Annotated in this window: 24 protein-coding genes; 17 read left to right on the top strand and 7 right to left on the bottom strand. The window is 72.1% G+C overall.

What is annotated here, in order from left to right; translation table 11 throughout:
* Positions 1-95: 95 nt before the first annotated feature.
* Positions 96-1718 (bottom strand): malate synthase A, encoded by a 1623-nt coding sequence (aceB, locus tag AC0KTA_RS06880; RefSeq protein ID WP_481054217.1) that lies wholly within the window; start codon positions 1716-1718, stop codon positions 96-98.
* 327 nt (positions 1719-2045) lie between these two features.
* Complete coding sequence (locus AC0KTA_RS06875; RefSeq protein WP_481054216.1) at positions 2046-2669, bottom strand: nucleotidyltransferase family protein; 624 nt, start codon at positions 2667-2669, stop codon at positions 2046-2048.
* A 235-nt stretch (positions 2670-2904) separates the two neighbouring features.
* On the opposite strand from AC0KTA_RS06875, the gene AC0KTA_RS06870 reads away from it, so the two are divergent.
* Positions 2905-3177 carry a DUF5955 family protein gene (locus tag AC0KTA_RS06870; RefSeq protein ID WP_481054215.1) on the top strand — a complete coding sequence of 91 codons (273 nt, stop codon included), beginning with the start codon at positions 2905-2907 and terminating at the stop codon, positions 3175-3177.
* A gap of 119 nt (positions 3178-3296) precedes the next feature.
* Here AC0KTA_RS06870 and yczR read toward each other — a convergent pair whose 3' ends face one another.
* Positions 3297-4799, bottom strand: a complete 1503-nt coding sequence (gene yczR / locus AC0KTA_RS06865; RefSeq protein WP_481054214.1) for a MocR-like transcription factor YczR — start codon at positions 4797-4799, stop codon at positions 3297-3299.
* Between the two features lie 111 nt (positions 4800-4910).
* Here yczR and AC0KTA_RS06860 point away from each other — a divergent pair, with 111 nt between their 5' ends.
* Positions 4911-5477 carry a universal stress protein gene (locus AC0KTA_RS06860; RefSeq protein ID WP_481054213.1) on the top strand — a complete coding sequence of 189 codons (567 nt, stop codon included), beginning with the start codon at positions 4911-4913 and terminating at the stop codon, positions 5475-5477.
* A 219-nt stretch (positions 5478-5696) separates the two neighbouring features.
* Here the strand turns inward: AC0KTA_RS06860 and AC0KTA_RS06855 are convergent, their stop codons facing one another.
* A complete protein-coding gene (locus AC0KTA_RS06855) occupies positions 5697-6506 on the bottom strand; it encodes an IclR family transcriptional regulator (protein WP_481054212.1) in 810 nt (269 codons plus the stop codon).
* A gap of 337 nt (positions 6507-6843) precedes the next feature.
* On the opposite strand from AC0KTA_RS06855, the gene allB reads away from it, so the two are divergent.
* Both allB and alc read left to right on the top strand, forming a co-directional pair.
* Complete coding sequence (gene allB, locus AC0KTA_RS06850; protein ID WP_481054211.1) at positions 6844-8181, top strand: allantoinase AllB; 1338 nt, start codon at positions 6844-6846, stop codon at positions 8179-8181.
* A gap of 5 nt (positions 8182-8186) precedes the next feature.
* The gene (gene alc, locus AC0KTA_RS06845; RefSeq protein WP_481054210.1) at positions 8187-9308 is read left to right on the top strand and encodes an allantoicase; all 1122 of its coding nucleotides are present in this window, start codon (positions 8187-8189) and stop codon (positions 9306-9308) included.
* A gap of 104 nt (positions 9309-9412) precedes the next feature.
* On the opposite strand, the gene AC0KTA_RS06840 is transcribed toward alc, so the two are convergent.
* A complete protein-coding gene (locus AC0KTA_RS06840; protein WP_481054209.1) occupies positions 9413-10153 on the bottom strand; it encodes an SDR family oxidoreductase in 741 nt (246 codons plus the stop codon).
* 208 nt (positions 10154-10361) lie between these two features.
* Here AC0KTA_RS06840 and AC0KTA_RS06835 point away from each other — a divergent pair, with 208 nt between their 5' ends.
* The gene (locus AC0KTA_RS06835; RefSeq protein WP_481054208.1) at positions 10362-10970 is read left to right on the top strand and encodes a dihydrofolate reductase family protein; all 609 of its coding nucleotides are present in this window, start codon (positions 10362-10364) and stop codon (positions 10968-10970) included.
* Positions 10971-11092: 122 nt separating this feature from the next.
* The gene (locus tag AC0KTA_RS06830; protein ID WP_481054207.1) at positions 11093-11533 is read left to right on the top strand and encodes a guanyl-specific ribonuclease; all 441 of its coding nucleotides are present in this window, start codon (positions 11093-11095) and stop codon (positions 11531-11533) included.
* 51 nt (positions 11534-11584) lie between these two features.
* On the opposite strand, the gene AC0KTA_RS06825 is transcribed toward AC0KTA_RS06830, so the two are convergent.
* Positions 11585-11791 (bottom strand): hypothetical protein, encoded by a 207-nt coding sequence (locus AC0KTA_RS06825; RefSeq protein WP_481054206.1) that lies wholly within the window; start codon positions 11789-11791, stop codon positions 11585-11587.
* 182 nt (positions 11792-11973) lie between these two features.
* Between AC0KTA_RS06825 and AC0KTA_RS06820 the strand changes: the two genes are divergently transcribed.
* From AC0KTA_RS06820 to AC0KTA_RS06795, 6 genes are all read left to right on the top strand, one after another.
* A complete protein-coding gene (locus AC0KTA_RS06820; protein WP_481054205.1) occupies positions 11974-13248 on the top strand; it encodes a sensor histidine kinase in 1275 nt (424 codons plus the stop codon).
* 170 nt (positions 13249-13418) lie between these two features.
* A complete protein-coding gene (locus AC0KTA_RS06815; protein ID WP_481054204.1) occupies positions 13419-14555 on the top strand; it encodes a hypothetical protein in 1137 nt (378 codons plus the stop codon).
* Complete coding sequence (locus AC0KTA_RS06810) at positions 14552-15781, top strand: hypothetical protein (protein ID WP_481054203.1); 1230 nt, start codon at positions 14552-14554, stop codon at positions 15779-15781. The genes AC0KTA_RS06815 and AC0KTA_RS06810 overlap by 4 nt, the downstream gene beginning before the upstream one ends.
* A 71-nt stretch (positions 15782-15852) precedes the next feature.
* Positions 15853-16521, top strand: coding sequence for a response regulator (locus AC0KTA_RS06805; protein ID WP_481054202.1), 669 nt, complete (start codon positions 15853-15855; stop codon positions 16519-16521).
* A 178-nt stretch (positions 16522-16699) separates the two neighbouring features.
* Positions 16700-17884 carry a cytochrome P450 family protein gene (locus tag AC0KTA_RS06800; protein WP_481054201.1) on the top strand — a complete coding sequence of 395 codons (1185 nt, stop codon included), beginning with the start codon at positions 16700-16702 and terminating at the stop codon, positions 17882-17884.
* Between the two features lie 10 nt (positions 17885-17894).
* Positions 17895-18353 (top strand): PaaI family thioesterase, encoded by a 459-nt coding sequence (locus AC0KTA_RS06795; protein WP_481054200.1) that lies wholly within the window; start codon positions 17895-17897, stop codon positions 18351-18353.
* Between the two features lie 67 nt (positions 18354-18420).
* Here the strand turns inward: AC0KTA_RS06795 and AC0KTA_RS06790 are convergent, their stop codons facing one another.
* Entirely contained in the window at positions 18421-19452 is a 1032-nt protein-coding gene (locus AC0KTA_RS06790; protein WP_481054199.1) for a Gfo/Idh/MocA family protein, read from the bottom strand.
* Positions 19453-19593: 141 nt separating this feature from the next.
* On the opposite strand from AC0KTA_RS06790, the gene AC0KTA_RS06785 reads away from it, so the two are divergent.
* The 5 genes from AC0KTA_RS06785 (at position 19594) to AC0KTA_RS06765 (ending at position 24488) form a co-directional block, all read left to right on the top strand.
* A complete protein-coding gene (locus AC0KTA_RS06785; protein WP_481056333.1) occupies positions 19594-20343 on the top strand; it encodes a GntR family transcriptional regulator in 750 nt (249 codons plus the stop codon).
* A 93-nt stretch (positions 20344-20436) separates the two neighbouring features.
* On the top strand, positions 20437-21426 hold the full coding sequence (locus tag AC0KTA_RS06780; RefSeq protein ID WP_481054198.1) for a sugar ABC transporter substrate-binding protein: 990 nt from the start codon (positions 20437-20439) through the stop codon (positions 21424-21426).
* Positions 21427-21574: 148 nt separating this feature from the next.
* Positions 21575-22588, top strand: a complete 1014-nt coding sequence (locus AC0KTA_RS06775; protein ID WP_481054197.1) for a sugar ABC transporter substrate-binding protein — start codon at positions 21575-21577, stop codon at positions 22586-22588.
* On the top strand, positions 22585-23637 hold the full coding sequence (locus tag AC0KTA_RS06770; protein ID WP_481054196.1) for an ABC transporter permease: 1053 nt from the start codon (positions 22585-22587) through the stop codon (positions 23635-23637). The genes AC0KTA_RS06775 and AC0KTA_RS06770 overlap by 4 nt, the downstream gene beginning before the upstream one ends.
* Entirely contained in the window at positions 23634-24488 is an 855-nt protein-coding gene (locus AC0KTA_RS06765; protein WP_481054195.1) for an ATP-binding cassette domain-containing protein, read from the top strand. Before AC0KTA_RS06770 ends, AC0KTA_RS06765 begins: the two co-directional genes overlap by 4 nt.
* Positions 24489-24580: the final 92 nt, after the last annotated feature.

Genomic DNA, 24580 nt, shown 5'->3' with positions numbered 1-24580 from the left:
GCAGGGGTGCGCCCCGGAAGGGGCGCGGGGAACTGCGCGACCAGCCCCCACAGACCCGCAGATCACGCACCACTCTTCCGCGAAGCGCCCAGCACTCAGCGCAGCCGCTCATACGCGGGCAGCGTAAGAAAGTCCGCGTAATCATCGTCCAGGGAAACCTGGAGCAACAGATCGTGAGCCTCCTGCCACTTGCCCGCCGCAAAGGCGTCTTCGCCGATCTCCGCCCGGATCGCGGCCAGTTCGGCGGCGGCGACCTCGCGGGCGAGCTCGGCCGTGGCGGGCCTGCCGTCCTCGAAGACGACCCCCGCGTTGATCCACTGCCAGATCTGCGAGCGGGAGATCTCCGCGGTGGCCGCGTCCTCCATGAGGTTGAAGATGGCGACGGCGCCGAGGCCGCGCAGCCAGGCCTCGATGTAGCGGATGCCGACCTGGACGGCGTTGACGAGGCCGGCGTACGTGGGCTTCGCGTCGAGCGAGTCGACGGCGATCAGGTCGCCGGCGGCGACGGACACGTCCGCGCGCAGGCGGTCCTTCTGGTTCGGCTTGTCGCCGAGGACCTTGTCGAAGGACTCCATGGCGATCGGCACGAGGTCGGGGTGGGCGACCCAGGAGCCGTCGAAGCCGTCGCCCGCCTCGCGGTCCTTGTCGGCCTTCACCTTCTCGAAGGCGACCTTGTTGACCTCCTCGTCGCGGCGGGACGGGATGAACGCCGCCATGCCGCCGATCGCGTGCGCGCCCCGCTTGTGGCAGGTGCGGACGAGGAGTTCGGTGTACGCGCGCATGAACGGGGCCGTCATCGTGACCGCGTTGCGGTCCGGCAGGACGAACTTCTGGCCGCCGTCACGGAAGTTCTTGACGATCGAGAAGAGGTAGTCCCAGCGGCCCGCGTTCAACCCCGAGGCGTGGTCGCGGAGTTCGTAGAGGATCTCCTCCATCTCGTACGCCGCCGTGATCGTCTCGATGAGGACCGTGGCGCGGACCGTGCCCTGCGGGATGCCCGCGTAGTCCTGGGCGAAGACGAAGACGTCGTTCCAGAGGCGGGCCTCCAGGTGCGACTCCGTCTTAGGGAGGTAGAAGTACGGGCCCTTGCCCAGGTCGAGCAGGCGCTGGGCGTTGTGGAAGAAGTACAGGCCGAAGTCGACGAGCGCGCCCGGGACCGGGCGGCCCTCCTCGTCGGTCAGGTGACGCTCATTCAGGTGCCAGCCGCGCGGGCGCATCACGACGGTGGCCAGTTCGGCGGCGTCCTTCAAGGCGTACGACTTGCCGGTGCGCTCGTCCGTGAAGTCGATGCGGCGCTCATAGGCGTCGGTGAGGTTGAGCTGGCCGAGGATCACGTTCTCCCAGGTGGGGGCGGAGGCGTCCTCGAAGTCGGCGAGCCAGACCTTCGCGCCGGAGTTGAGCGCGTTGATCGTCATCTTGCGGTCGGTGGGGCCGGTGATCTCCACCCGGCGGTCGTTCAGGGCGGCCGGGGCGGGGGCCACCTTCCAGGAGTCGTCCGCGCGGATCGCGGCGGTCTCCGGGAGGAAGTCCAGGGTCGAGGTGCGGGCGATCTCGGCGCGGCGCTCCGCGCGGCGGGTGAGGAGCTCGTCACGCCGGGGCGTGAACCGCCGGTGCAGCTCGGCCACGAAGGCGAGGGCCGCGGGGGTGAGGACCTCTTCCTGCCGGGGCAGGGGCTCGGCGTCGACGATGGCCAGCGGGGACGGCGCTGGTGCGGACATGAGCTGTCACTTCCTTCAGCGGGCTTGCATCACGGGCGGTGCGGTTCCCCGCGGCCGCCGAACCCGTCGCCGCGGCACTCAGTGCCGCGGGGCCGGGGTACGGCTGCGGGCGCCGTCCACCGGGTCGGGCGCTTCTGAGCAGTGGATACTAGTTTCCTCATGGTGGAAGTTCAATGGTTTGTTGATGTCGAGATTCTCCTTGTCGACAGAACATGGCGCTGAGTGCCATGCCCGTCACTCCAAGTGGACCAGCTCGCTCCAGCCACTCTAAGTCGGAGGGCGGGCTCGCTGAGTCGGAGGGCGGGCTTGCTGAGGCGGTGGGCGGGTTCACTGGAGGCGCTCCAGGTCGGAGAACGTGTCGATGTCGTACGGCTCGGCCACGTCACCGCACTCGACGGCCGTGACGGCGGCCGCGTACTCCTTGAGGTAGGCCCGCGCCCCCCGGTCGCCCGTCGCGCTCGCCGCGATGCCGTCCCAGTGGTCCGAGCCGAACAGCACGGGGTGGCCGCGCTCGCCCGCGTACGTGGCCGCCGCGAGCGTCGCCGGCGAGCGGTACGCGGCCAGCACGCGCGCCACCGCGGCCGCGCCGATGCCCGGCTGGTCGACCAGGGACACGAGCACCCCGCCCGCGCCCGTCCCGCGCAGCGACGCGAGGCCCGCCCGCAGCGAGGACCCCATGCCCTCGCGCCAGTCCGGGTTGTCCACGAGGGCGCAGCCGGGCAGCGTCGCCTGTTCCCGTACGACATCGGCGGTGGCGCCCAGTACGACGTGTACGCGGTCGCACCCGCCGTCCCGCAGCGCCCGCGCCGCACGCTCCACGAACAGCTCGCCGCGGTGCTCGAGCAGGGCTTTCGGGCAGCCGCCGAGGCGCCGCCCGCCGCCCGCGGCCAGGAGCAGTCCGACGACCTCGCCGGGCGCGGTGGGGACGGAAGGTGGCAGTGATTCGGTCATGACTCTTGCTTACCGCATGGGATCTGGGGACCCTGTTCCGGCCGGGGGCGTGGCCGAAAGTGGCGCCTGCGTCGCCGCGTGGCCTCACCCTGCCCGCGCCCCTTCGGTGTCCGGCCGCCGCGGCGGGTCCGCCCGGGCCCGTCCGCGTACAGGCGCACAACGACGTGCGAGGGGGAGAGCTGTGTTGCGGAGCATTGGGCAGAGAGCGGTGACGGGGAGCTTCGAGGATCCGCGGGTGACGGAGCTGCGGACGGCCGTGGCCCGGCTGCGCCGCCAACTGGCCGTGTTTCCCGGAGAGTTCCCCGACCGGGCGATCGCGGAGGACGAGTTAGCGGCGCTGGACGCGATGGCCGCGACGGGTGCGCCCGAGCCCCGCCGCCTGCGCCGCTCCCTGCTGCTCGTCGCGAGCTCGATCGGCTCGGTCAGTGCCCTGACCGGTGCCCTCGCGGGAGTCAGGGAAGCGGTCGAGATGTTCGGAGAGGTCGGGGAGCCGCCGCATCCGGGGTGATGCGGCGGCTTTCGTGCGTGCGGCGGCTTGCCGTGCGTGTGGGGGCTGCGTGCGTGCGGGGGCCGGCGGGCTTCCGCACGCGGTCCGCGCGGACCGCGCGGGCGGCGGTCGGGGCGGAGTCAGGCCACCCAGTCGCCGTGGCGCGGGTCGGTGCCGCCCGTCGGTTCCAGGCCGGAGGCGAGCGCGGCGGCGAGGCGGGCGGCCGCCCCCTCGTACAGGTCGGGCGCCAGCGTGAACGGGATGCGCAGCCGGTGCTCGTGGGTGCCGGGGTCCGCGCCGAAGCGGGAGCCGCCCTCGATGCGGACGCCGTGCCCGAGCGCCGCCCGCGCCAGGGAGGAGGCGATGGGCGCGCCCAGATCGACCCAGAGGGACAGCCCGCCCGGCGGCAACTGCCAGCGCCACTCGGGCAGTTGACGGGTGAGGGCGGCGGCGAGCGCGTCGCGGGCGGCGCGCAGCTGCGGCAGCCGCTCGCGCAGCACCTCGTCGATGCCGCCCATCAGGCGCAGCGCCACCAGCTGCTCGAGCACCGGCGTCGCCACGTCCGACGGAACGCGCGCCATGGCCAGCTCCGTGATCAGCCGTGACCCCGCCCGCACCCAGCCGATCCGCAGCCCGCCCCAGTGCGACTTGCTCAACGAGCCCACGGTGACGACCTGTTCGGCCACCCCGTGCGCCGCGAGCGACGCGAACGGCGCCGGCGGCGGCACGTCGAGGGCGATGTCCGCGATCGTCTCGTCGATCAGCAGCCAGGTGCCCGTGGCGCGCGCCGTCTCCAGGATCCGCACCCGCTGCTCACGCTCCATCAGGGCGCCCGTCGGGTTCTGGAAGTCCGGTACGAGATAGGCGAGGCGCGGCGCCGCCTGCCGCAGCGTCGACTCGACCAGGCCGGTGTCCCAGCCCGCGTCCGTGACCGGCACGGGCGTCGCGCGCAGGCCCGCGCGGCGGATGGCGTCGAGGGCGTTGGGGTACGAGGGGTTCTCCACCAGGACGCGGTCGCCGGGCCGGCCGAGCAGCCCGAGAACGAGAGAGATCGCGTGCTGCGCGCCCGTCGTGATCAGGATCTGGTCGGGCAGCGTCGGCAGCCCACGCCGCGTGAACCGCTCCGCCACCGCCGCCCGCAACTCCGGGATCCCGTACGGGTGGTAGCCCGCCGTGGCGGCGTGTGCGGGCAGTTGCGCGGCGGCGGCCGCGACCGCGTCGCCGAGCTCGGCCGCGGGTGCGGCGGGCGCGGCGATCGCGAGGTCCAGCGTGCCGTCCCCCGCGCCGCCTGCCCCGCCCGCCATGCCCGGCGCGAACGCCGCCACGTTCGCCGGGCGGCGCCCCTCCGGCAGTTCCGTCCAGGTGCTCGCGCCCCGGCGGCTGGCCGCGAAGCCGCCGTCGCGCAGCAGGTCGTACGCCGCCGTGACCGTGGCCCGGCTGACACCGAGTGCCGACGCCAGCTCGCGCTCGGCCGGCAGCCGGGTGTGCAGCGGGACGCGGCCGTCGAGCAGCAGCGTGCGGATCGCCTGGGCCAGCGCCCGATAGCCCGGCCGCTCCCCGGCGGCCGCGCCGGTCACCAGCTCGGCAAGCCGACTGCCCCCGAGGCGCCTGTCCACGGAATGGACCACTCGTACGTCTGCCATGCCAACTCCTGCGTATTGGCCCTGCTGTCCAGGCCAATCAGCGTACAGACTCGGGAGGGCCGGTGATCTTGGGGGTGCTTTGGCCTAGGAGTGGTCGCCGGTGGAGACGTGATGAGGGAGGCAGGCATGGACGGCGTGGGGACGGACGGGCGCGTGGTCGTCGGGGTCAGTGGGGTCGGTGCCTCGGGGGCGAGTCTTGCGGCGCTGCGGGCGGGGGCGCGGGTGGCGCGGCGGGACGGGCGGCGGCTGGTCGTCGTCCTCGCCTGGGAGCCGCCCGAGGGCGAGGGCCTCTACATGAGGCGGCCCGATGCTCAGTGGGCCCAGTACTGGGAGCGCGAGGCGTGGGGGCGGCTCGACGCGGCGTTCGACGCGGTGTTCGGGGGCGTGCCGGTGGGGGTGGAGGTCGAGCGGAGGGTGGTGCGGGGGCCCGCGGGGCGGGTGCTGTGCGGGGTGGCCTCTCGGGGTGGGGATGTGTTGGTGGTGGGGGCGCGGGGTGGGGTGCGGAGGCGTTGGCGGGGGCGGGTTCGTCGGTATGTCGACGCCCATGCTGTGGGGGCGGTGCTTGTGGTGCCGGCGGTGGGGGTGCCGAGGGGGGTGCGGAGGGCTTTGCGGAGGGTGACGGTGGCGGATGTGGTGGGTGGTTGTTCCCTGCGGGGTTTTCCCCGCTGCGTCCATTAGCGCGCTCCGCGCGCGGGCGCCCCTTCCCGTAACCAGGGGGCTCCGCCCCCTGGACCCCCGTATCGCCGCTGCGCGGCTCGTCCTCAATCGCCGGACGGGCTGAGAATGTGCGGGTAAGTTCCAGCCCCTCCGGCGTTTGAGGAGCGGGGTCTGGGGCGGAGCCCCAGTTTCGGGAAGGGGCGGGCTTGGGGAGCCCCCGGCAGGGATCCGCCCCCGCCCCTACGCCGACGGGGCCGACGTCGCCAGGGCCTCCGACAGCTCCGAGGCCACCTGCTGCAGCACAGGAACGATCTTCTCCGTGGCGGACTCCGTCACACGCCCCGCCGGCCCGGAGATGGAGATGGCCGCCGCGGTGGGCGAGTCCGGCACGGACACGGCAAGGCAGCGGACGCCGATTTCCTGTTCGTTGTCGTCGACGGCGTACCCGGCACGCCGGACCTCCTCGAGCGCGTCGAGGAACCCGTCGGGCGTGGTGATGGTCTTCTCCGTGGCGGCAGGCATGCCGGTACGGGCGAGCAACGCCCGCACCTCCTCCGCCGGAGTGTGCGCGAGCAGCGCCTTCCCGACGCCGGTGGAGTGGGGAAGGACCCGCCGCCCCACCTCGGTGAACATGCGCATGGAGTGCTTGGACGGCACCTGCGCCACGTACACGATCTCGTCGCCGTCGAGCAGCGCCATGTTCGCGGTCTCGCCGGTCTCCTCGACGAGGCGGGCGAGATAGGGCCGCGCCCAGGTGCCGAGCAGCCGCGAGGCGGACTCGCCGAGGCGGATCAGACGGGGGCCGAGCGCATAGCGGCGGTTGGGCTGCTGGCGTACGTACCCGCAGGCGACGAGGGTGCGCATCAGCCGGTGGATGGTCGGCAGGGGCAGCCCGCTGCTGGCGGACAGCTCGCTCAGGCCGACCTCGCCGCCCGCGTCCGCCATCCGCTCGAGCAGATCGAAGGCGCGCTCAAGAGACTGGACTCCGCCGCTCGCGGGGGTCGCGGAGGACTTCGCGGCGTCGGTGGTGCTGGCGCTTGACGTCGGCACGGCGCGTTCCTTTCAGGGCCTTACAGGATGGCAGGCAAGTCAGCAGCCTACCGGGCACTTTCCCGGACAGCCCCGGTGCCGCCGTCACGTCAGTGCCGGTCAGTGGGTGTTTGTCCGGTCTTCCGCGCGGGCTCCGGTACTCCCTTGACGGTCCGCGTTGTACGTAGCTACGTTCTGGTGGGCGGAATTCTATTTCCACTTTGTGGAAACGTATAGACCCTTGACGGATCCGGGTCCGAGGCGAAAACTCTTCAACAGAACGTTGAATTCCGCTGGCCGGAAGGTTGGCGGAAGTAAAGAGGCGAACAGCCGAACAGTCGAACAGAGAGGGGCCGCGGTGTCCGGCGAGGAACTGGTGCTGCGCTCGACGCGCGTGATCACCCCGGAGGGGACGCGTGCCGCGTCCGTCGCCGTCTCGGACGGCACGATCGTGGCGGTGCGCGCGTACGAGGCCGCCGTGCCGACACGCGCCCGCGTCGAGGACTTCGGCGACGACGTGCTGCTGCCCGGCCTCGTCGACACCCACGTGCACGTCAACGACCCGGGCCGCACCGAGTGGGAGGGCTTCTGGACGGCCACGCGCGCCGCGGCCGCGGGCGGCATCACGACGCTCGTCGACATGCCCCTCAACTCCCTCCCGCCGACGACCACGGTCGCCAACCTCCGTACGAAGAAGGACGTCGCCGCGTCCAAGGCGCACATCGACGTCGGCTTCTGGGGTGGCGCGCTGCCCGGCAACGTCAAGGACCTGCGGCCCCTGCACGACGCGGGCGTCTTCGGCTTCAAGTGCTTCCTCTCGCCCTCCGGCGTGGACGAGTTCCCCGAGCTGACGCAGGATCAACTGGCCGTGTCCATGGGGGAGATCGCCGGTTTCGGCGGCCTGCTCATCGTGCACGCCGAGGACCCGCACGAGCTGGCCGCGGCCCCCGCCAGGGGCGGCCCGCGGTACACGGACTTCCTGCGCTCGCGCCCCCGCGTCAGTGAGGACACCGCGATTGAGGGACTCATCGCCGTCGCGAAGCGCCTCGGCGCCCGGATCCACATCCTGCACCTGTCGTCCTCCGACGCCCTGCCGCTGATCGCCGCCGCCAAGCGCGAGGGCGTCCGCCTCACCGTCGAGACGTGCCCGCACTACCTCACCCTCACCGCCGAGGAAGTCCCCGACGGCGCCAGCGAGTTCAAGTGCTGCCCGCCGATCCGCGAGGCCGCCAACCAGGACCTGCTGTGGCAGGCGCTCGCCGACGGCACCGTCGACTGCGTCGTGACCGACCACTCGCCGTCCACCGCCGACCTCAAGACGGCCGACTTCGCCACCGCGTGGGGCGGCATCTCCGGGCTCCAGCTCAGCCTGCCGGCCGTGTGGACGGCGGCCCGGGAGCGCGGGCACACCCTCGACGACGTCGTGCGCTGGATGTCGACGCGCACGGCGGACCTGGTCGGCCTGGCACAGAAGGGCGCCATCGAGGCAGGACGCGACGCCGACTTCGCGGTCCTCGCGCCCGACGAGACCTTCACCGTGGACCCCGCGCGGCTCCAGCACCGCAACCGCGTCACCGCCTACGCGGGCAAGACCCTCAGCGGGGTCGTCAAGTCCACCTGGCTGCGCGGCCAACGCATCGTGTCCGACGGCGAGTTCACCGAGCCCGCGGGCCGACTTCTGGAAAGGAAGAACTGATCACAGTGACGGCGACACCGATACCCCGCTTCACCGGCGACGCGAACCCCTACGGCGGCGGCGAGCCCTACGCCGACTACCGCACCGCCGACTTCCCCTTCACCCAGTACGCCAACCTGGCGGACCGTCAGCTCGGGGCCGGTGTCGTCGCCGCCAACGACGAGTTCTTCGCGATGCGCGAGAACCTGCTGCTGCCGGACGACGCCGAGTTCGACCCCGAGCACTTCGGCCACAAGGGCAAGATCATGGACGGCTGGGAGACCCGGCGGCGGCGCGGCGTCTCCGCCGAGCACCCCTGGCCCACCGAGGACGACCACGACTGGGCGCTCGTCCGGCTCGGCGCGCCCGGCGTCATCCACGGCATCGTCGTCGACACCGCGCACTTCCGCGGCAACTACCCGCAGGCCGTCTCCGTCGAGGGCGCGAACGTCGAGGGCTCGCCGACGCCCGAGGAGCTCCTCGCGGACGGCGTGAAGTGGACCACTCTCGTCCCGCGCACGGCCGTCGGCGGCCACGCGGCGAACGGCTTCGCCGTGGACGCGCGACAGCGGTTCACCCATCTGCGGGTCAACCAGCACCCCGACGGCGGGATCGCCCGCCTGCGCGTGTACGGCGAAGTCGTCGCCGATCCCGCCTGGCTCGCCGCCCTCGGCACCTTCGACGTCGTCGCCCTCGAGAACGGCGGCCAGGTCGAGGACGCCTCCGACCGGTTCTACTCGCCCGCCACCAACACCATTCAGCCCGGGCGGTCCCGGAAGATGGACGACGGGTGGGAGACGCGGCGGCGGCGCGACCAGGGGCACGACTGGATCCGCTATCGCCTCGCCGCGCAGTCCGAGATCCGCGCCCTGGAGATCGACACCGCCTACCTCAAGGGGAACTCCGCCGGGTGGGCCTCCGTGTCCGTCCGGGACGGGGAGTCCGGCGCGTGGCTCGAAGTCCTGCCCCGTACGCGGCTGCAGCCCGACACCAACCACCGCTTCGTCCTCGACGCGGCGGCCGTCGGCACGCACGCGCGCGTCGACATCTTCCCCGATGGGGGGATTTCGCGGCTGCGGCTGTATGGGGCGCTCACCCCGTCCGGGGCGGAGGGGCTGGCGGCGCGGTACCGGGAGCTGGGGGGTTAGGGCCCTGCGGGGCTCCCGCTGATCGCCGCTTCGCGGCTCGTCCTCAAACGCCGGACGGGCTATAGATAGCCCGTCCGGCGTTTGGCTTCGCAGCCGCGGCCGACCTACGCCGCGTGCCCCCCGTCCACAGACACCTCCGCCCCCGTCACATACGCCGCCTCACCCCCGGCCAAGTACGCCACCGCAGCAGCCACTTCCCCGGCGGAGCCATAGCGGCCGAGCGCCGTCCCGGCGGCCTGCGCCTCGGCGTAGGGCCCGTCGGCGGGGTTCATGTCGGTGTCGATGGGGCCGGGGTGGACGAGGTTCACGGTGATGCCCCGGTCACCGAGCTCGCGGGCGAGCGCCTTGGTGAGGCCGACGAGCGCGGCCTTGCTCGTGGCGTACAGGGTGCCGCCGGGGCCGGGCACCCGCTGGACGATGCAGGAGCCGATGGAGACGATGCGACCGCCGCGCTCCATTCGCCCGGCCGCCGCCTGAGCGGCCAGGAACACCCCGCGGACGTTCACGTCGAGCACCCGGTCGATGTCGGCGAGGGCCAGGTCGCCGACGGGGCCGAGCACGCCGACGCCGGCGTTGTTGACGAGGATGTCCAGGCCGCCGAGGTCGTCGGCGGCCCGCTCCACGGCGCCCGCGGCGTCCCCGGCGTCGCCCGCGTCGGCCCGGACGGCGAACCCACGCCGCCCCATCGACTCGATCTTGGCGACGACCTCGCGGGCGGCGTCCTCGCCGTGGACGTAAGTGATGGCCACATCGGCGCCCTCCTGGGCGAGCCGCAGGGCGGTCGCCGCGCCGATACCGCGGCTGCCACCGGTGACCAGAGCCGTCTTGCCGACCAGAGAAGACATGTCCGTACCTACCTCTATCTGTATCTGTTCACGTATTTCTTCAGGGCTCGCATAACTGCTTGCGGGTTCAATAAAAGCCGCGGGCGCGGCCGACGGCTGGCGGTAAACGGACGCGGAACTGGCGATGATTTCCGGCCCGGGGGAGGGTCTGAGTAGGTGAGACAACGGCTCGCGCCGACGCGGGAGCCCACCCCCGAAAGGTCGCGCCATGAAGATCACGCTCACCCAGTTCCAGACCCTCGACGGCGTCATCCAGGCCCCCGGCGGCCCGGAGGAGGACCCCAGTGGCGGCTTCACGCACGGCGGCTGGTCGGTGCCTTATGGGGACGAGGACTTCGGGCGGTTCGTCACCGAGGTCTTCGACCGGGTCGACGCCTTCCTGCTCGGGCGCAGGACGTACGACATCTTCGCCTCGTACTGGCCGAAGATGACCGACCCCGCCGACCCCATCGCGTCCCGCCTCAACTCCCTGCCCAAGTACGTCGCCAGCACGACGCTCACCAGCGCCGACTGGGAGGGCACACAGATCATCGGCCGCGACGACCTGGTCAAGGACGTCACCGCGCTCAAGGAACAGCCGGGCCGCGAACTCCAGCTCCACGGCAGCGCGGGCCTCGCCCACTCCCTCTTCCGGCACGACCTCATCGACGAGATCCACCTGCTGACGTTCCCCGTGGCCCTCGGCACCGGCAAGCGCCTCTTCGCGGAAGGCGGCCTGCCCACCGCCTTCAAGCACACCGGCACGCGCACCACGTCCAAGGGCGTCGCCATCAACTCGTACGAGCGCGCGGGCCGTCCGGAATACGGGAGTTACTAGGGCGAAGGTGAAGCGAAAGGGCGGGCGCGTTGCGTGAGGAGTCCGGGGAGGCGGTTAACTTCCGGAAAATTCAGCGCACTTGACGTTGACACATCAACCTCTACGCGCGTCATCCTGGGGTCATGCGAATCCCCCCACGGATCCTCAGTGTCACTGCCCTCGCCGCCGCCCTGCTCGTCGGCGGCTCCGTCACCGGCACCGCGAGCGCCGCACCCCAGACGGTCGCCGCCCCCCACTCGGCCTCGGTCTCCGTCCCGGCCGGGTTCTCGGCGGCCGCCGTCGGCGACATCTGTTACTCCGACCTGCCGTCCCAGGCGCACGACACGCTCGACCTGATCGACCAGGGCGGCCCGTACCCGTACCCGCAGGACGGCACCGTCTTCCAGAACCGGGAAGGCATCCTGCCGCAGCAGAGCAACGGCTACTACCACGAGTACACCGTCAAGACGCCCGGCTCCCCGGACCGCGGTGCCCGTCGCATCGTCACCGGTGAGGCCCAGCAGGAGGACTACTACACGGCCGACCACTACCGGTCGTTCGACCTCGTCGACCACGACTGCTGACCCTGTCCGTCCGCCACGACTGCTGATCCCGGTTCAGGTTCCGGTTCGGGCTCAGCCCTGCTTGCGGCTCTCCGCCGCGGCGAACAGGGCGAAGGCCAGCACGATGAGCGCGATGCTCAGGTAGAGCTCGTAACCGTCGGCGAACGGCAGGTGCTGCACCACGCCCCAGCCGCGCAGCCAGCCGGTGAGCTCGTGCACCAGGCCCGCCACACCCTGGACCAGCAGGACCAGACCCAGACCCTCGAGAAGCTGTTTCATGGCACAAGAGCCTCGCCCCGTGGACCCCCCACGCACATCGGCCACGGGGCGCGGCCATGTCCGCCGCAAGGCGCTGACCGGCGTGCGCCCGGATCGCCCAAAGTCTGCCGTGCCCCGACTTTCGTCGATGATCACGGTCGGGGAGCGGGCGGCGGGTCGTGGGGTGCGTAGATTTGTCGATTGTGAAGAGTCGTACGGAGCCCGCGGGCGCGGCAGCGGACGGGACCGGGGCGGACCCGGTGACCCGCAGGCAGTGGTTCCTGCCGTCGGCCGTCGCCGCCGAGCTGGACCCGGACCAGGTCACGGGCAGGACCGGCCGGCACAAGCGGACCGTACGTGACTGGCTCGTCGACTTCGCCTGCTTCCTGGTCGCCGTCTTCCTCGGCCTGACCATCAGCGACGAGGTGACGCACAACCCCGCCGTCTCCGAGGGCTGGGCCGCGCTCGACCACCTCCTCGGCGCGCTCGCCTGCGCCGCCGTGTGGGTGCGCAGGCGCTGGCCGGTGGGGTTCGCCGCCGCGATGGTCCTCGTCAGCCTGGCGTCGAACACGGCGGGCGGCGCCGCACTCATCGCCTACTTCACGCTCGCGGTGCACCGCCCCTGGAAGTACTCCGCGTGGTTCGGCGGCGTGGCCGTGGCGCTGATGATCCCCTTCTACATGTGGCGCCCCGACCCCGACCTGCCCTTCGCGGTCTCGATCGTGCTGACGGCGCTGCTCACCGCCACCGCACTCGCCTGGGGCATGTTCGTACGCTCCCGGCGCCAGCTCCTGCTCGCCCTGCGCGACCGCGCCCGGCGCGCCGAGAACGAGGCCGCGCTGCGCGCCGAGAAGGCCCAGCAGCTCGCCCGCGAGGACATCGCCCGCGAGATGCACGACGTGCTCGCCCACCGGCTCACGCTGCTCAGCGTGCACGCGGGCGCCCTCGAGTTCCGGCCGGACGCGCCCCGCGAGGAGATCGCCCGCGCGGCCGGGGTCATCCGGGAGAGCTCGCACGAGGCGCTGCAGGACCTGCGGCAGGTCATCGGGGTGCTGCGGGGCGGCGACGCGGAGGCGTCGGGGCGCCCGCAGCCCACCCTCGCGGCCCTCGACACCCTCGTCTCCGAGTCCCGCGAAGCCGGCATGAAGGTGGTCCTCGACCTGCGCGTGCCCGAGCCGGAGACGGTGCCCGCCGCGGTCGGCCGCACCGCGTACCGCATCGCCCAGGAGGGTCTGACCAACGCCCGCAAGCACGCGCCCGGCGCCGAGGTCACCGTCACCGTCGCGGGCGCCCGGGGCGAGGGCCTGACGCTGTCCGTCCGCAATCCGGCGCCCCCCGGTGACGTACCGACGGTGCCCGGTTCGGGGCAGGGCCTCATCGGGCTCACCGAACGCGCCTCCCTCTCGGGCGGCCGGCTCAGCCACGGCGGCGGGCCGGACGGAAGCTTCACGGTCGAGGCGTGGCTGCCGTGGGAGTGATCTCCCGGGCAGCCTGGTGACTTCGCTTCCGCACACCTTCTGTACGATCAGCCGCCACACACAGAGAGGCGGAGATCGTGACGGGGGAGAGCCCAGAGGGGGCGTCCGGCGGTGCGCCGGGGGACATACCGGGTAATTCCGGTTCTCAACGGCTGGTACGCGTACGGAAGTTGGTCAGGACGCGCCGAGGCGGTGTCGCCGTCGGCCTCGTGGTCGCCCTGCTCGCCGCCGGAGTCGGCACCTGGGCCACGGACACCTGGCCCTTCGACCGTCGCGACCGCTACTGCTGGGGCGCCTGGGAAGAGGACAGCGGGCCCGGCATCCTCGGCGAGGAGGGCTTCGAGGGCGAGGACGGCCGCAGCCGTACGTCCACGGGGACGCCGCCGACGTCCGGCGGGGCGCGCGGCGAGTGCCGTCTCTCGGTCGCCTCCAGCCATACGTTCAGCGACGGCGACAAGGACCGGCAGGACACCACCGTCACGGTGAAGTACGGTCCCGCGCCCAAGCCCGCCGCCGACCGCGTCACCTGGATCGGCGGCTATCTCGGCGGCCGCGCGATGCCCCTGCCCGACGGGCTGCCGGGCGTCGCCGACGGCACCCACGGGCTGCTCGTGCTGCCCAAGCGGTGCGACAGCCGCGACGGGCGGCCGACCGCCGTCACCCTCGACGCGCGCGAGGCGGCGGACTCGGACGACGTGCTGCCCGACGTCCCGCGGCTCGGCGGCTCCCAGGCCGTCGCCGAACTCCTGGTGGCCGCCGCCAACAAGGGGATGAAGGCCGCGGGTTGCGACGGCGGGAAGCCGCTGCGCGTCAGCGGGCCGGTGCCGACGCTGCCCGAGCGCGCGGAGACCTTCTCCCGCGGACCGGTCTGCCGCATCCCCGGCCTCGACGTCGAGTCCGACCTCGACAAGGAGACCGCGATGCGCCTGGCGTACCAGGTCGGCCCGGTCACCGACGACCTGCAGTCCTGCTCGGCGGAGATCGCGCGCTCCGTGCGGCTCGGGGAGCGCGAGGACCAGCAGCTGTTCGACGCCGTGATGGTGCGCGAGCCCCGGATCGCGGCGCTCCTCGACGGGGCCGCCGGGACCAGGGCGCCCGGCAAGGGCTGGCGGGGCACCGGAACCTTCGCCTCCGACCACCGGTACGTACGGGCCGAATGCGCAGGACGGCCCACGTCCTTCCTGATGCTCGGTACGGCGACCGGCGCCAGGTCCGACTACTTCGCCACGTTCACCAACGCGGTGGCGCGGCGCCTGGGTTGCGCACCGGTCGCGCCGGCCGCCGCGGTGGAGGGGAGCCGTCGATGAGTGACAAGGACAAGGGTGAGGGGACTGTGACTCCTGTGGAGCCCGAGGACGCCGCGAGTGCCGGCCGGGCGGACAAGCCCCTCGGGGTGCTCGCCGCCGCCATCGCCGCCGCGCCGCCCCCCTGGTGGCACTGGCGCCGCCTCCGTCGCCTCGCCCGCAAGCGGTGGACGCCCGTCGTCGCCGCGGCCGTCGCGGGCGTGCTGCTCGGTGGGACCGTCGTGGCCTGGCAGACCGGGGCGGGGCCCTTCCGCGAGGAGCGGGCGTGCTGGGGCGCGCTCGGCGAGGACGACGTCGCGGACCTCTTCCACGGCAAGCGGGACATCGAGTCCTCCGAAGTGGGCGTCAGTGACGACCGCATCTCCTCGGACGGCCCGTCCGGCCTGTGCGAACTGAAGTCGCCGCGCGGCGCCCGCGTCCGGGCCCAACTGCACCGGCTCGACGACCGGTTCGGCGGCGCGGGCGACAAGTGGGCCGACGAGTACCTGTCCGCGCGGATGGCGCCGCTCGGCGGCGGCCTGCTCGGCATGGCGTCGGACACGCGCGCGTGGCTCGCGATACCGGAGGGCTGCATCGGGCGGCCCAGCGAGCGGGACGGCCCGCTCGTCGTCGAGATGGAGACGGGCTGGACGACGTACGACGACGTCGTCGACACCGACGAGCGCGCCCGGCTCGCGCGCGCCGTCGTCAAGCTCGTCAACGGCTACATGGCCGACAAGGGCTGCGACAGCGCCATCGGTGACCCCACGGACCGCCTCGCCGCGCCCGCGCGGTTCACGGACGAGAAGCGGAACGCCATCTGCGGCATCAAGGGCCTCGGCCTTCCGGGGAAGAGGGTGGGCGGCCGCTACGACCGGCCGCTGGTCACCAAGGGCGACGCCGCCCCCGTGCGCACCTGCGACCGGGACGTCCTGTTCGGCCACCCGTCGCTGCGCCTGATGACGGTCGAGGACCCGCGGCTCGCGGTGCTCTACAAGGGCCTGTCCTTCGACGGCGGCCGGGAGGTCAAGGCCGTCGGGGACACCAAGGACGAGGTGCGCGGGCGCGGCTTCCTGCGGGAGGACATGGGGCTTTACCAGGCCTCCTGCCAGACCGGTGACGTCACCTTCCTGATCCGGGCGGACGACGGCCGCCGGGCCGCGGACATCCGCAGGCTGCTGCCGCGGTACGTCGCCCTGGAGGCGGAGCGCATCGGGTGCGGGCCGCTGCGGCTCGCGCTGCCGTCGTGACCGGGCCCGGCCGTTCGGGCACCGGGCCCGGCCGTGCGGGTACGGGGCCCGGGGCTCGTTACGGTAGGCGCATGAAACCGATCAGGCTGCTGCTCGTCGACGACGACCCGCTGGTCCGCGCCGGGCTCTCCTTCATGCTCGGCGGCGCGGACGACATCGAGATCGTGGGGGAGGCGGGGGACGGCAGCGAGGTCGCCGCGCTCGTCGGCGAGGTCCGGCCCGACGTCGTCCTGATGGACATCCGGATGCCGACGATGGACGGCCTCGCCGCCACCGAGGAGCTGCGCAAGCGGCCCGACGCCCCCGAGGTCGTCGTCCTCACCACCTTCCACGCCGACGAGCAGGTGCTGCGGGCGCTGCGCGCCGGGGCCGCCGGGTTCGTCCTCAAGGACACCGCGCCGGCCGAGATCGTGTCGGCGGTGCGGGCCGTGGCCGCGGGCGAGCCGGTGCTCTCGCCCACCGTGACGCAGCAGTTGATCTCCCAGGTGGCCGGGGGCGGTCCCGAACTCGACCGGAAGCGGCGGGCGCTCGGCCGCCTCGACGCGCTGGGGGAGCGGGAGCGGCAGGTCGCCGTGGCCGTGGGCAAGGGCGCGTCCAACGCGGACATCGCCGCCGAGCTGTACCTGAGCGTGGCCACCGTCAAGGCACACGTCTCCCGCATCCTGACCAAGCTCGACCTCAACAACCGCGTCCAGATCGCCCTCCTGGTCCACGACGCGGGCCTCCTGAACGCGGAGTGACCCGGTTCCGGCGGTACGAGAGGTGACCGGGCTCTGGGCCGTACGAGGCGTGACCGGGCACCGGCCGCACGAGGCGTGACCTGGTCTCTGCGGAACGAGGGGTGAACCGGTTCCGGTTCGGGGAACTCGGCCCGCCCGCCCGCGCGTTGAGTGGATACGGCAACGGAAGGGGACCGGCATGGCGGAGAGCATCGACCTCGCGGCGTACGGCCCCCGGTTCACCACCGACCCCCACGCCGTCTACGCGGACCTCCGCGCCCTCGGCCCGGTCCACCGCGTCCGCTTCCCCCCGCCGGACCACGAGGACGTCTACTTGATCGTGGGGTACGAAGAAGCGAGGGCGGCCCTCGCCGACCCCCGCTTTGCCAAGTCCGCCGCGACCGTGGGCGTCCAGCTCCCCGACGAGCAGCTGATCGGCACCAACCTGCTGATGGCGGACCCGCCCCAGCACACGCGCCTGCGCAAGCTCATCGCCCGCGAGTTCACCGCCCGCCGCGTCGAGGCGCTGCGCCCCCGGATCCAGGAGATCACGGACGGCCTCCTGGACGAGATGCTCGCCGCGGGCGACCGCGCCGACCTCATCGAGGCCCTCGCCTTCCCGCTGCCCATCACGGTCATCTGTGAACTCCTCGGCGTGCCCGACATGGACCGCGCGGCGTTCCGCCGGATGTCGAACACGGTCGTCGCCCCGCCCACCACCGAGGTGTGGGACGCGGCGCTGGCGGAAATCGCCGCCTATCTGGACGAGTTGATCGAGGACAAGCGCACCACCGCCGCAGGCGACGACCTGCTCGGTGCCCTGATCCGCACGACGGCGGAGGACGGCGACCGGCTCTCGCCGCGAGAGCTGCGCGCCATGGCCTTCCTGCTGCTGATCGCGGGCCATGAGACGACGGTCAACCTCATCGCCAACGCGGTGCGCGCCCTGCTCACCCACCCCGGCCAACTCGCCGAGCTGCGCGCCGACATGAGCCTCCTGGACGGGGCCGTCGAGGAGACCCTGCGCCACGAGGGACCGGTGGAGAACGCGACGCACCGCTTCACCGCCGAGCCCACCGAGATCGGCGGCACGGTGATCCCGGCGGGCTCGGCCGTCGTCGTCTCCATCGCCGGGGCCGACCGCGACCCGGACCGCTTCCCCGCCCCCGACGACTTCGACATCCACCGCGCCCCGCAGGGACATGTGGCCTTCGGGCACGGCATCCACTTCTGCCTGGGCGCCCCGCTCGCCCGCATGGAGGGGAAGGTCGCCCTCCGCTCGCTCCTGGAGCGCTGCCCGAGCCTCGCCCTGGACGGCACACCAGGGGAGTGGAAGCCGGGACTGCTGATGCGGGGCATGCGTCATCTGGGCGTCCGATGGTAGAAGTCGCCCTATGACGGAACTCGACCAAGACCAGGAGCAAGGCCGTGGCCCCGCCGGGGCGCTCGACCTCGCCCTGGCCCAAAAGACCCTCGCCGCCCAGCCGTTCAGCCGCCTCGTGGGCGCCGAGGTCACCGCCTTCGGGGACGGCGCGGCCACGCTGGAGATCCCCGTACGCGGCGAACTCCTCCAGCAGAACGGCTTCGTGCACGGCGGCGTCCTGTCGTACGCGGCGGACAACAGCATCACGTTCGCCGCCGGCGCAGCGCTCGGCCCCGCGGTCCTGACGTCCGGCTTCTCCATCCAGTACGTACGCCCCGCGACCGGCGTCAGGCTGGTGGCCCGCGCGACGGTCGCGCACGCGACCCGCCGCCAGGCCGTCGTCCGCTGCGACGTGTTCGCCGTGGACGACGACGGCGTCGAGTCGCTGTGCGCGATGGCCCAGGGCACGGTCCGCGCCGCGTCGACCTGAGCCGCGTCGCGCCCGGCCCGCCACCTGTGGGGCGTTCAGCCCCCGGCCCGCCGCCCGTGTGGGGCGCTCAGCTCCCGTCGATCTCCGCCATCCGCACCGGCCGCCGCTCGGCCCGCGACAGCTCGCACGCCTCCGCGATCCGCAGCGCGTGCAGCGCCTCGCGGCCGTCGCACGGGTTTTCCCGCTCGCCGCGCACGACGTCCACGAACGCGGCGAGCTCCGCCTCGTACGCGGGCGCGAAGCGCTCCAGGAAGCCCGGCCACGGCTTGTCGGGGGCGGGCGGGCCGTCCGGCTCGGCGGAGGTGAGCGGGGTGCGGTCGTTCACGCCGACGGCCACCTGGTCGTCCTCGCCCGCGAGCTCCATGCGTACGTCGTAGCCCGCGCCGTTGCAGCGCGTGGCCGTCGCCGTGGCCAGCGTGCCGTCGTCGAGGGTGAGCAGCACGGCGGCCGTGTCGACGTCGCCCGCCTCGCGGAACATCGGCGGGCCCGCGTCGGACCCCGTCGCGTACACCTCGACGACCTCGCGGCCGGTGACCCAGCGCAGTATGTCGAAGTCGTGCACCAGGCAGTCGCGGTAGAGGCCGCCGGAGAGCGGCAGATAGGCGGCGGGCGGCGGCGCCGGGTCCGACGTCATGGCCCGCACCGTGTGCAGCCGCCCGAGCCGCCCGGAGCGCACGGCCTCGCGCGCCGCCGCGTACCCGGCGTCGAAGCGCCGCTGGAAGCCGAGCTGCAGCACCGTGCCCGCCGCCTCCACCTCGGCGAGCGCGGCCAGCGTGCCCGGCAGGTCGAGCGCGATGGGCTTCTCGCAGAACACCGGCAGGCCCGCCCGCGCCGCCCTCCCGATCAGCTCGGCGTGCGCCGACGTCGCCGCAGTGATCACCAGGGCGTCCACCCCGGAGTCCGCCGCCCCCGGGGAGCCCGCCGCCGCGAACAGCGCGTCCACCGAAGGCGCCGCCTGTGCCCCCACCCGGGCCGCGAGGTCCGCCGCCCGCGCGGCGTCCACGTCCGCGACGACGAGTGAGTCCACCTCCGGACGGCGGACCAGGGCCGCCGAGTGGAAGGTGCCGATACGTCCCGTTCCGATCAGTCCGATGCGCATGGGCCCCACCTTCGCCAGGCACCCGCGCCCCTGTCAATGCTTTGTCCTGACAACAGAACTTCCGAACTTCCCGTCATCTTCTCCCCGGACTACGCTCACCTCGTGACCGAACCAGCAGCAGCCAAAGCCGCCAAACCGGCCGTGGACCCCACCGTGGCCCTGCATCTCGGCGTCGACCGCAGCAGCCCGGTCCCGCTGTACTTCCAGCTCTCGCAGCAACTGGAGGCGGCGATCGAGCGCGGCGCCCTGACGCCCGGCAGCCTCCTCGGCAACGAGATCGAGCTCGCCGGCCGCCTCGGCCTGTCCCGGCCCACCGTCCGCCAGGCCATCCAGTCACTCGTCGACAAGGGCCTCCTCGTACGCCGCCGCGGCGTCGGCACCCAGGTCGTACACAGCCAGGTCAAGCGCCCGCTGGAGCTCAGCAGCCTGTACGACGACCTGGAGGCGGCCGGGCAGCGCCCCGAGACCCGGGTCCTGCACAACGTCCTCGAACCCGCCAGCGCCGAGACCGCCGCCGCCCTCGGGGTCGCCGAGGGCAGCGACGTACACCGCGTGGAGCGGCTGCGCCTGGCGCACGGCGAGCCCATGGCGCACCTGCGCAACCACATCCCGGCCGGGCTGCTCCCGCTGGACACCGAGCGCCTGGAGGCCACCGGGCTCTACCGCCTGATGCGCGCCGCGGGCATCACCCTGCACAGCGCCCGCCAGTCCGTCGGCGCCCGTGCCGCCGGGGCCGACGAGGCCGAGCTGCTCGCCGAGTCCGAGGGCGCGCCGCTGCTCACGATGCAGCGCACGACCTTCGACGACACCGGCCGCGCGGTCGAGTTCGGCTCGCACATCTACCGGGCCTCGCGGTACTCCTTCGAGTTCCAGCTCCTCGTACGGCCGTAAGAATGTTCTGACAAAGTCATTGACGCTGCCGGGGTGCACGGCTAAAACTCCCACCAGCCGCACGGGGCGGCCGGGAGAAGAGGTGGACCCACCATGCGCACAGCCCGCACGGCAGCAGCCCTCATCGCGGTCGTCGCGCTCGCGGCAGGCTGCAGCAGCTCAGGTGGCAAGGACGACGAGAACGACGGGAACGGCGGTGGCGGCGGCAAGGCCGTGGACACCCCGCGCCTGAAGATCGCGATGGTGACGCACTCCGGCGAGGGCGACACCTTCTGGGACATCGTCCAGAACGGCGCCAAGGAGGCGGCGAAGAAGGACAACGTCGAGTTCCTGTACTCCAACGACAAGGAGGGCAAGGGTCAGGCGGAGCTCGTCCAGACCGCGATCGACAAGAAGGTCGACGGGATCGTGGTGACGCTCGCCAAGCCGGAGGCGATGAAGAGCGTGCTCGGCAAGGCGCGGGCGGCGGGCATTCCGATCGTCACCATCAACTCGGGGGCCGAGTTCTCCACCCGCTTCGGGGCGCTGAGCCACATCGGCCAGGACGAGTCCGTGGCGGGCGAGGCGGTCGGTGACGAGCTGACGAAGCGCGGCAAGAAGAAGGTCCTGTGTGTGATCCACGAGCAGGGCAACGTCTCGCTGGAGCAGCGCTGTGCGGGCGTGAAGAAGACCTTCGGCGGCACGGTCGACAACCTGAACGTCGACGGCACCAACGCGCCCGGCTCCCAGTCGTCCATCAGCGCGAAGCTCCAGGCGACCAAGGGCATCGACGCGGTCGTCACGCTGGGCGCTCCGATCGCCGCGGTCTCCGTGAAGGCCAAGGAGGACGCGGGCAGCGAGGCGGAGATCGACACCTTCGACCTGAACGCCGAGGTGGTCAAGCGGCTCAAGGCGGACGAGGTCGGCTTCGCCGTCGACCAGCAGCCCTACCTCCAGGGCTACCTCGCGATCGACGAACTGTGGCTGTACAAGACCAACGCGAACGTCCTCGGCGGCGGCAAACCGGTCCTGACCGGCCCCGCCGTGGTCACCAAGAAGGATGTGCCGAAGCTGGAGAAGTACACCGCCCGCGGTACCCGATGACCACACGGGTGATCCGCGTGACCGATACTTGGGCGGCCGGGTCCGGGCAGCGGACCCGGCCGCACCGAAGAGCACGGCAGGGCACGGCCGGACGGCGAGCACTGCGAAACGCACTGCAAACACTGCAAAGCAAGAAGGGCACGGCGACGTGGCAAGGGTTGGGACTGGAGTACGTGCGGTGGGTGCCGTGCTGGCGGCGGTGCTCGGGGCGTCCCTCGTGGGCTGCAGCAGCACGGGGGGCAAGCGTGCCGAGGACGCGCGCAAGGCCTCCCAGGCGGAGGGCAGGGCGGCGGTGAACACGCCCCGCTGGACCTTCGCGATGATCACGCACTCGGGCGACGGCGACACGTTCTGGGACATCGTCCAGAACGGAGCCAAGCAGGCCGCGGTGAAGGACAACATCAACTTCCTGTACTCGCACGACGACGAGGCGCAGCAGCAGGCCCAGCTCGTGGACGCGGCCATCGACAAGAAGGTCGACGGCATCATCGTCACGCTGGCCAAGCCGGACGCGATGAAGGCCGCCGTGGCCCGCGCCAAGAAGGCCGGCATCCCGGTGATCACGGTGAACTCGGGCTCGGAGGAGTCCAAGGACTTCGGCGCCCTGACCCACATCGGCCAGGACGAGAAGATCGCGGGCGAGGCCGTCGGCGATGAGCTGACCAAGCGCGGCAAGAAGAAGGCCCTGTGCATCCTGCACGAGCAGGGCAACGTGGGCCACGAGCAGCGCTGCGAGGGCGCCAAGTCCACCTTCAAGGGCAAGATGCAGAACCTGTACGTGACGGGCACCAACATGCCCGACGTGCAGTCCGCCATCGAGGCCAAGCTCCAGTCCGACAAGGACATCGACGCCGTGCTCACGCTGGGCGCGCCCTTCGCCGACACCGCCGTGAAGGCCAAGGAGGGCGCGGACAGCGACGCGGAGATCGACACCTTCGACCTCAACGAGAAGGTCGCCGCGGGCCTGAAGTCCGGCGCGCTCGGCTTCGCCGTGGACCAGCAGCCGTACCTCCAGGGCTACGAGGCCGTGGACCTGCTCTGGCTGTACAAGTACAACGCCGATGTGCTCGGCGGCGGCAGGCCGGTCCTCACCGGACCGCAGATCATCACCAAGGATCAGGCCGCCGAGCTGGAGGATTACGCGAAGCGGGGGACCCGATGAGTACGACCGCACCCGCACCCGGCAAGCCGGTGACCGACGAGCGGCTCCTGAAGACCTCGCCGCTGAAGAAGTTCCTCGGCCGGCCCGAGCTGGGCTCGGTCGTGGGCGCCGTGGCGGTGTTCCTGTTCTTCTCGATCGTCGCGGACAGCTTCCTGCGCGCCCCGAGCCTGGCCACCGTCCTGTACGCGGCGTCCACGATCGGCATCATGGCGGTGCCGGTGGCGCTGCTGATGATCGGCGGCGAGTTCGACCTGTCGGCGGGCGTCATGGTGACGACGTCCGCGCTGATCTCGTCGATGTTCAGCTACCAGATGACCGCGAACGTCTGGGTCGGCGTGGGCGTGTCCCTCCTCGCCACTCTCGCCATCGGCGTCTTCAACGGCGTGATGCTGATCCGCACGGACCCGCCGAGCTTCATCATCACGCTCGGTACGTTCCTGATGCTCACCGGCATGAACCTGGGCTTCACCAAGCTGATCAGCGGCACCGTCTCCACCAAGTCGATCTCCGACATGGAGGGCTTCTCCTCCGCCAAGGACGTCTTCGCCTCGACGATCACCATCGGCGACGTCGACTTCAAGATCACCATCGTCTGGTGGCTCGCCATGGTCGCGGTCGCCACCTGGATCCTGCTGCGCACCCGCGCGGGCAACTGGATCTTCGCGGTCGGCGGCGGCGAGCAGGCGGCCCGCGCGGTGGGCGTGCCGGTCGGCCGGACCAAGATCGGCCTGTACATGGGCGTCGCGTTCGGCGCCTGGGTCTCCGGCCAGCACCTGCTGTTCAACTACGACGTCGTGCAGTCCGGCGAGGGCGTCGGCAACGAACTGATCTACATCATCGCGGCCGTCATCGGCGGCTGCCTGATCACCGGCGGCTACGGCTCGGCGGTCGGCGCCGCCGTCGGCGCCCTGATCTTCGGCATGACCAGCAAGGGCATCGTGTACGCCGAGTGGAACCCGGACTGGTTCAAGTTCTTCCTCGGAGCGATGCTGCTCCTCGCGACCCTGCTGAACGCCTGGGTCCGCAAGCGCGCGGAGGCGACGAAATGACGACCGAGGCCGTATCCAAGGAAGAGACAGCCGCCGCGGACGGCACGCCGCTGGTCGAGCTCGACGCCGTCAGCAAGTACTACGGCAACATCCGCGCCCTCGAAGGCGTCTCCCTCGAGGTGCACGCCGGGGAGATCTCCTGCGTGCTCGGCGACAACGGCGCGGGCAAGTCCACCCTCATCAAGATCATCGCGGGCCTGCACCAGCACGACGCGGGCACCTTCCGCATCGAGGGCGAGGACGCCTCGCTCTCCAGCCCCCGCGAGGCCCTGGACCGCGGCATCGCGACCGTCTACCAGGACCTGGCCGTCGTCCCGCTGATGCCGGTCTGGCGGAACTTCTTCCTCGGCTCCGAGCCGACCAAGGGCACCGGCCCGTTCAAGCGGATGGACGTCGAGTTCATGCGCAAGACCACGCACGCCGAGCTGCTGCGCATGGGCATCGACCTGCGCGACGTGGACCAGCCCATCGGCACGCTCTCCGGCGGTGAGCGCCAGTGCGTGGCGATCGCCCGCGCCGTGTACTTCGGCGCGAAGGTTCTCGTCCTGGACGAGCCGACGGCGGCGCTCGGCGTGAAGCAGTCCGGCGTCGTCCTCAAGTACGTCGCCGCGGCGCGTGACGCCGGCCTCGGCGTGGTCTTGATCACGCACAACCCGCACCACGCGTACCTGGTCGGCAACCGCTTCGTCCTCCTCAAGCGCGGCATGATGTCCGGCAGCCACGCCCGCGACGAGATCACCCTCGACGAACTGACCCGCCAGATGGCGGGAGGGTCCGAGTTGGACGACCTACGCCATGAGCTGGAGCGCGCTCCAGAGCCTGACCTCAGGGGGGACGGAGGCGCCCCCTAAGGGGCGCGGGGCTGTGTCGATTTGCGGCTCCGCCGCGTGGGCGCGCTCAGCCAGAGAAAAGCCGCAGACGCATCTGCCGAGTACCGAGCAGA

It is taken from the genome of Streptomyces sp. Y309 (assembly GCF_056712025.1).
Note: the sequence above shows the minus strand (reverse complement) of the source record. Positions and strands in the feature narration are given on the sequence as shown.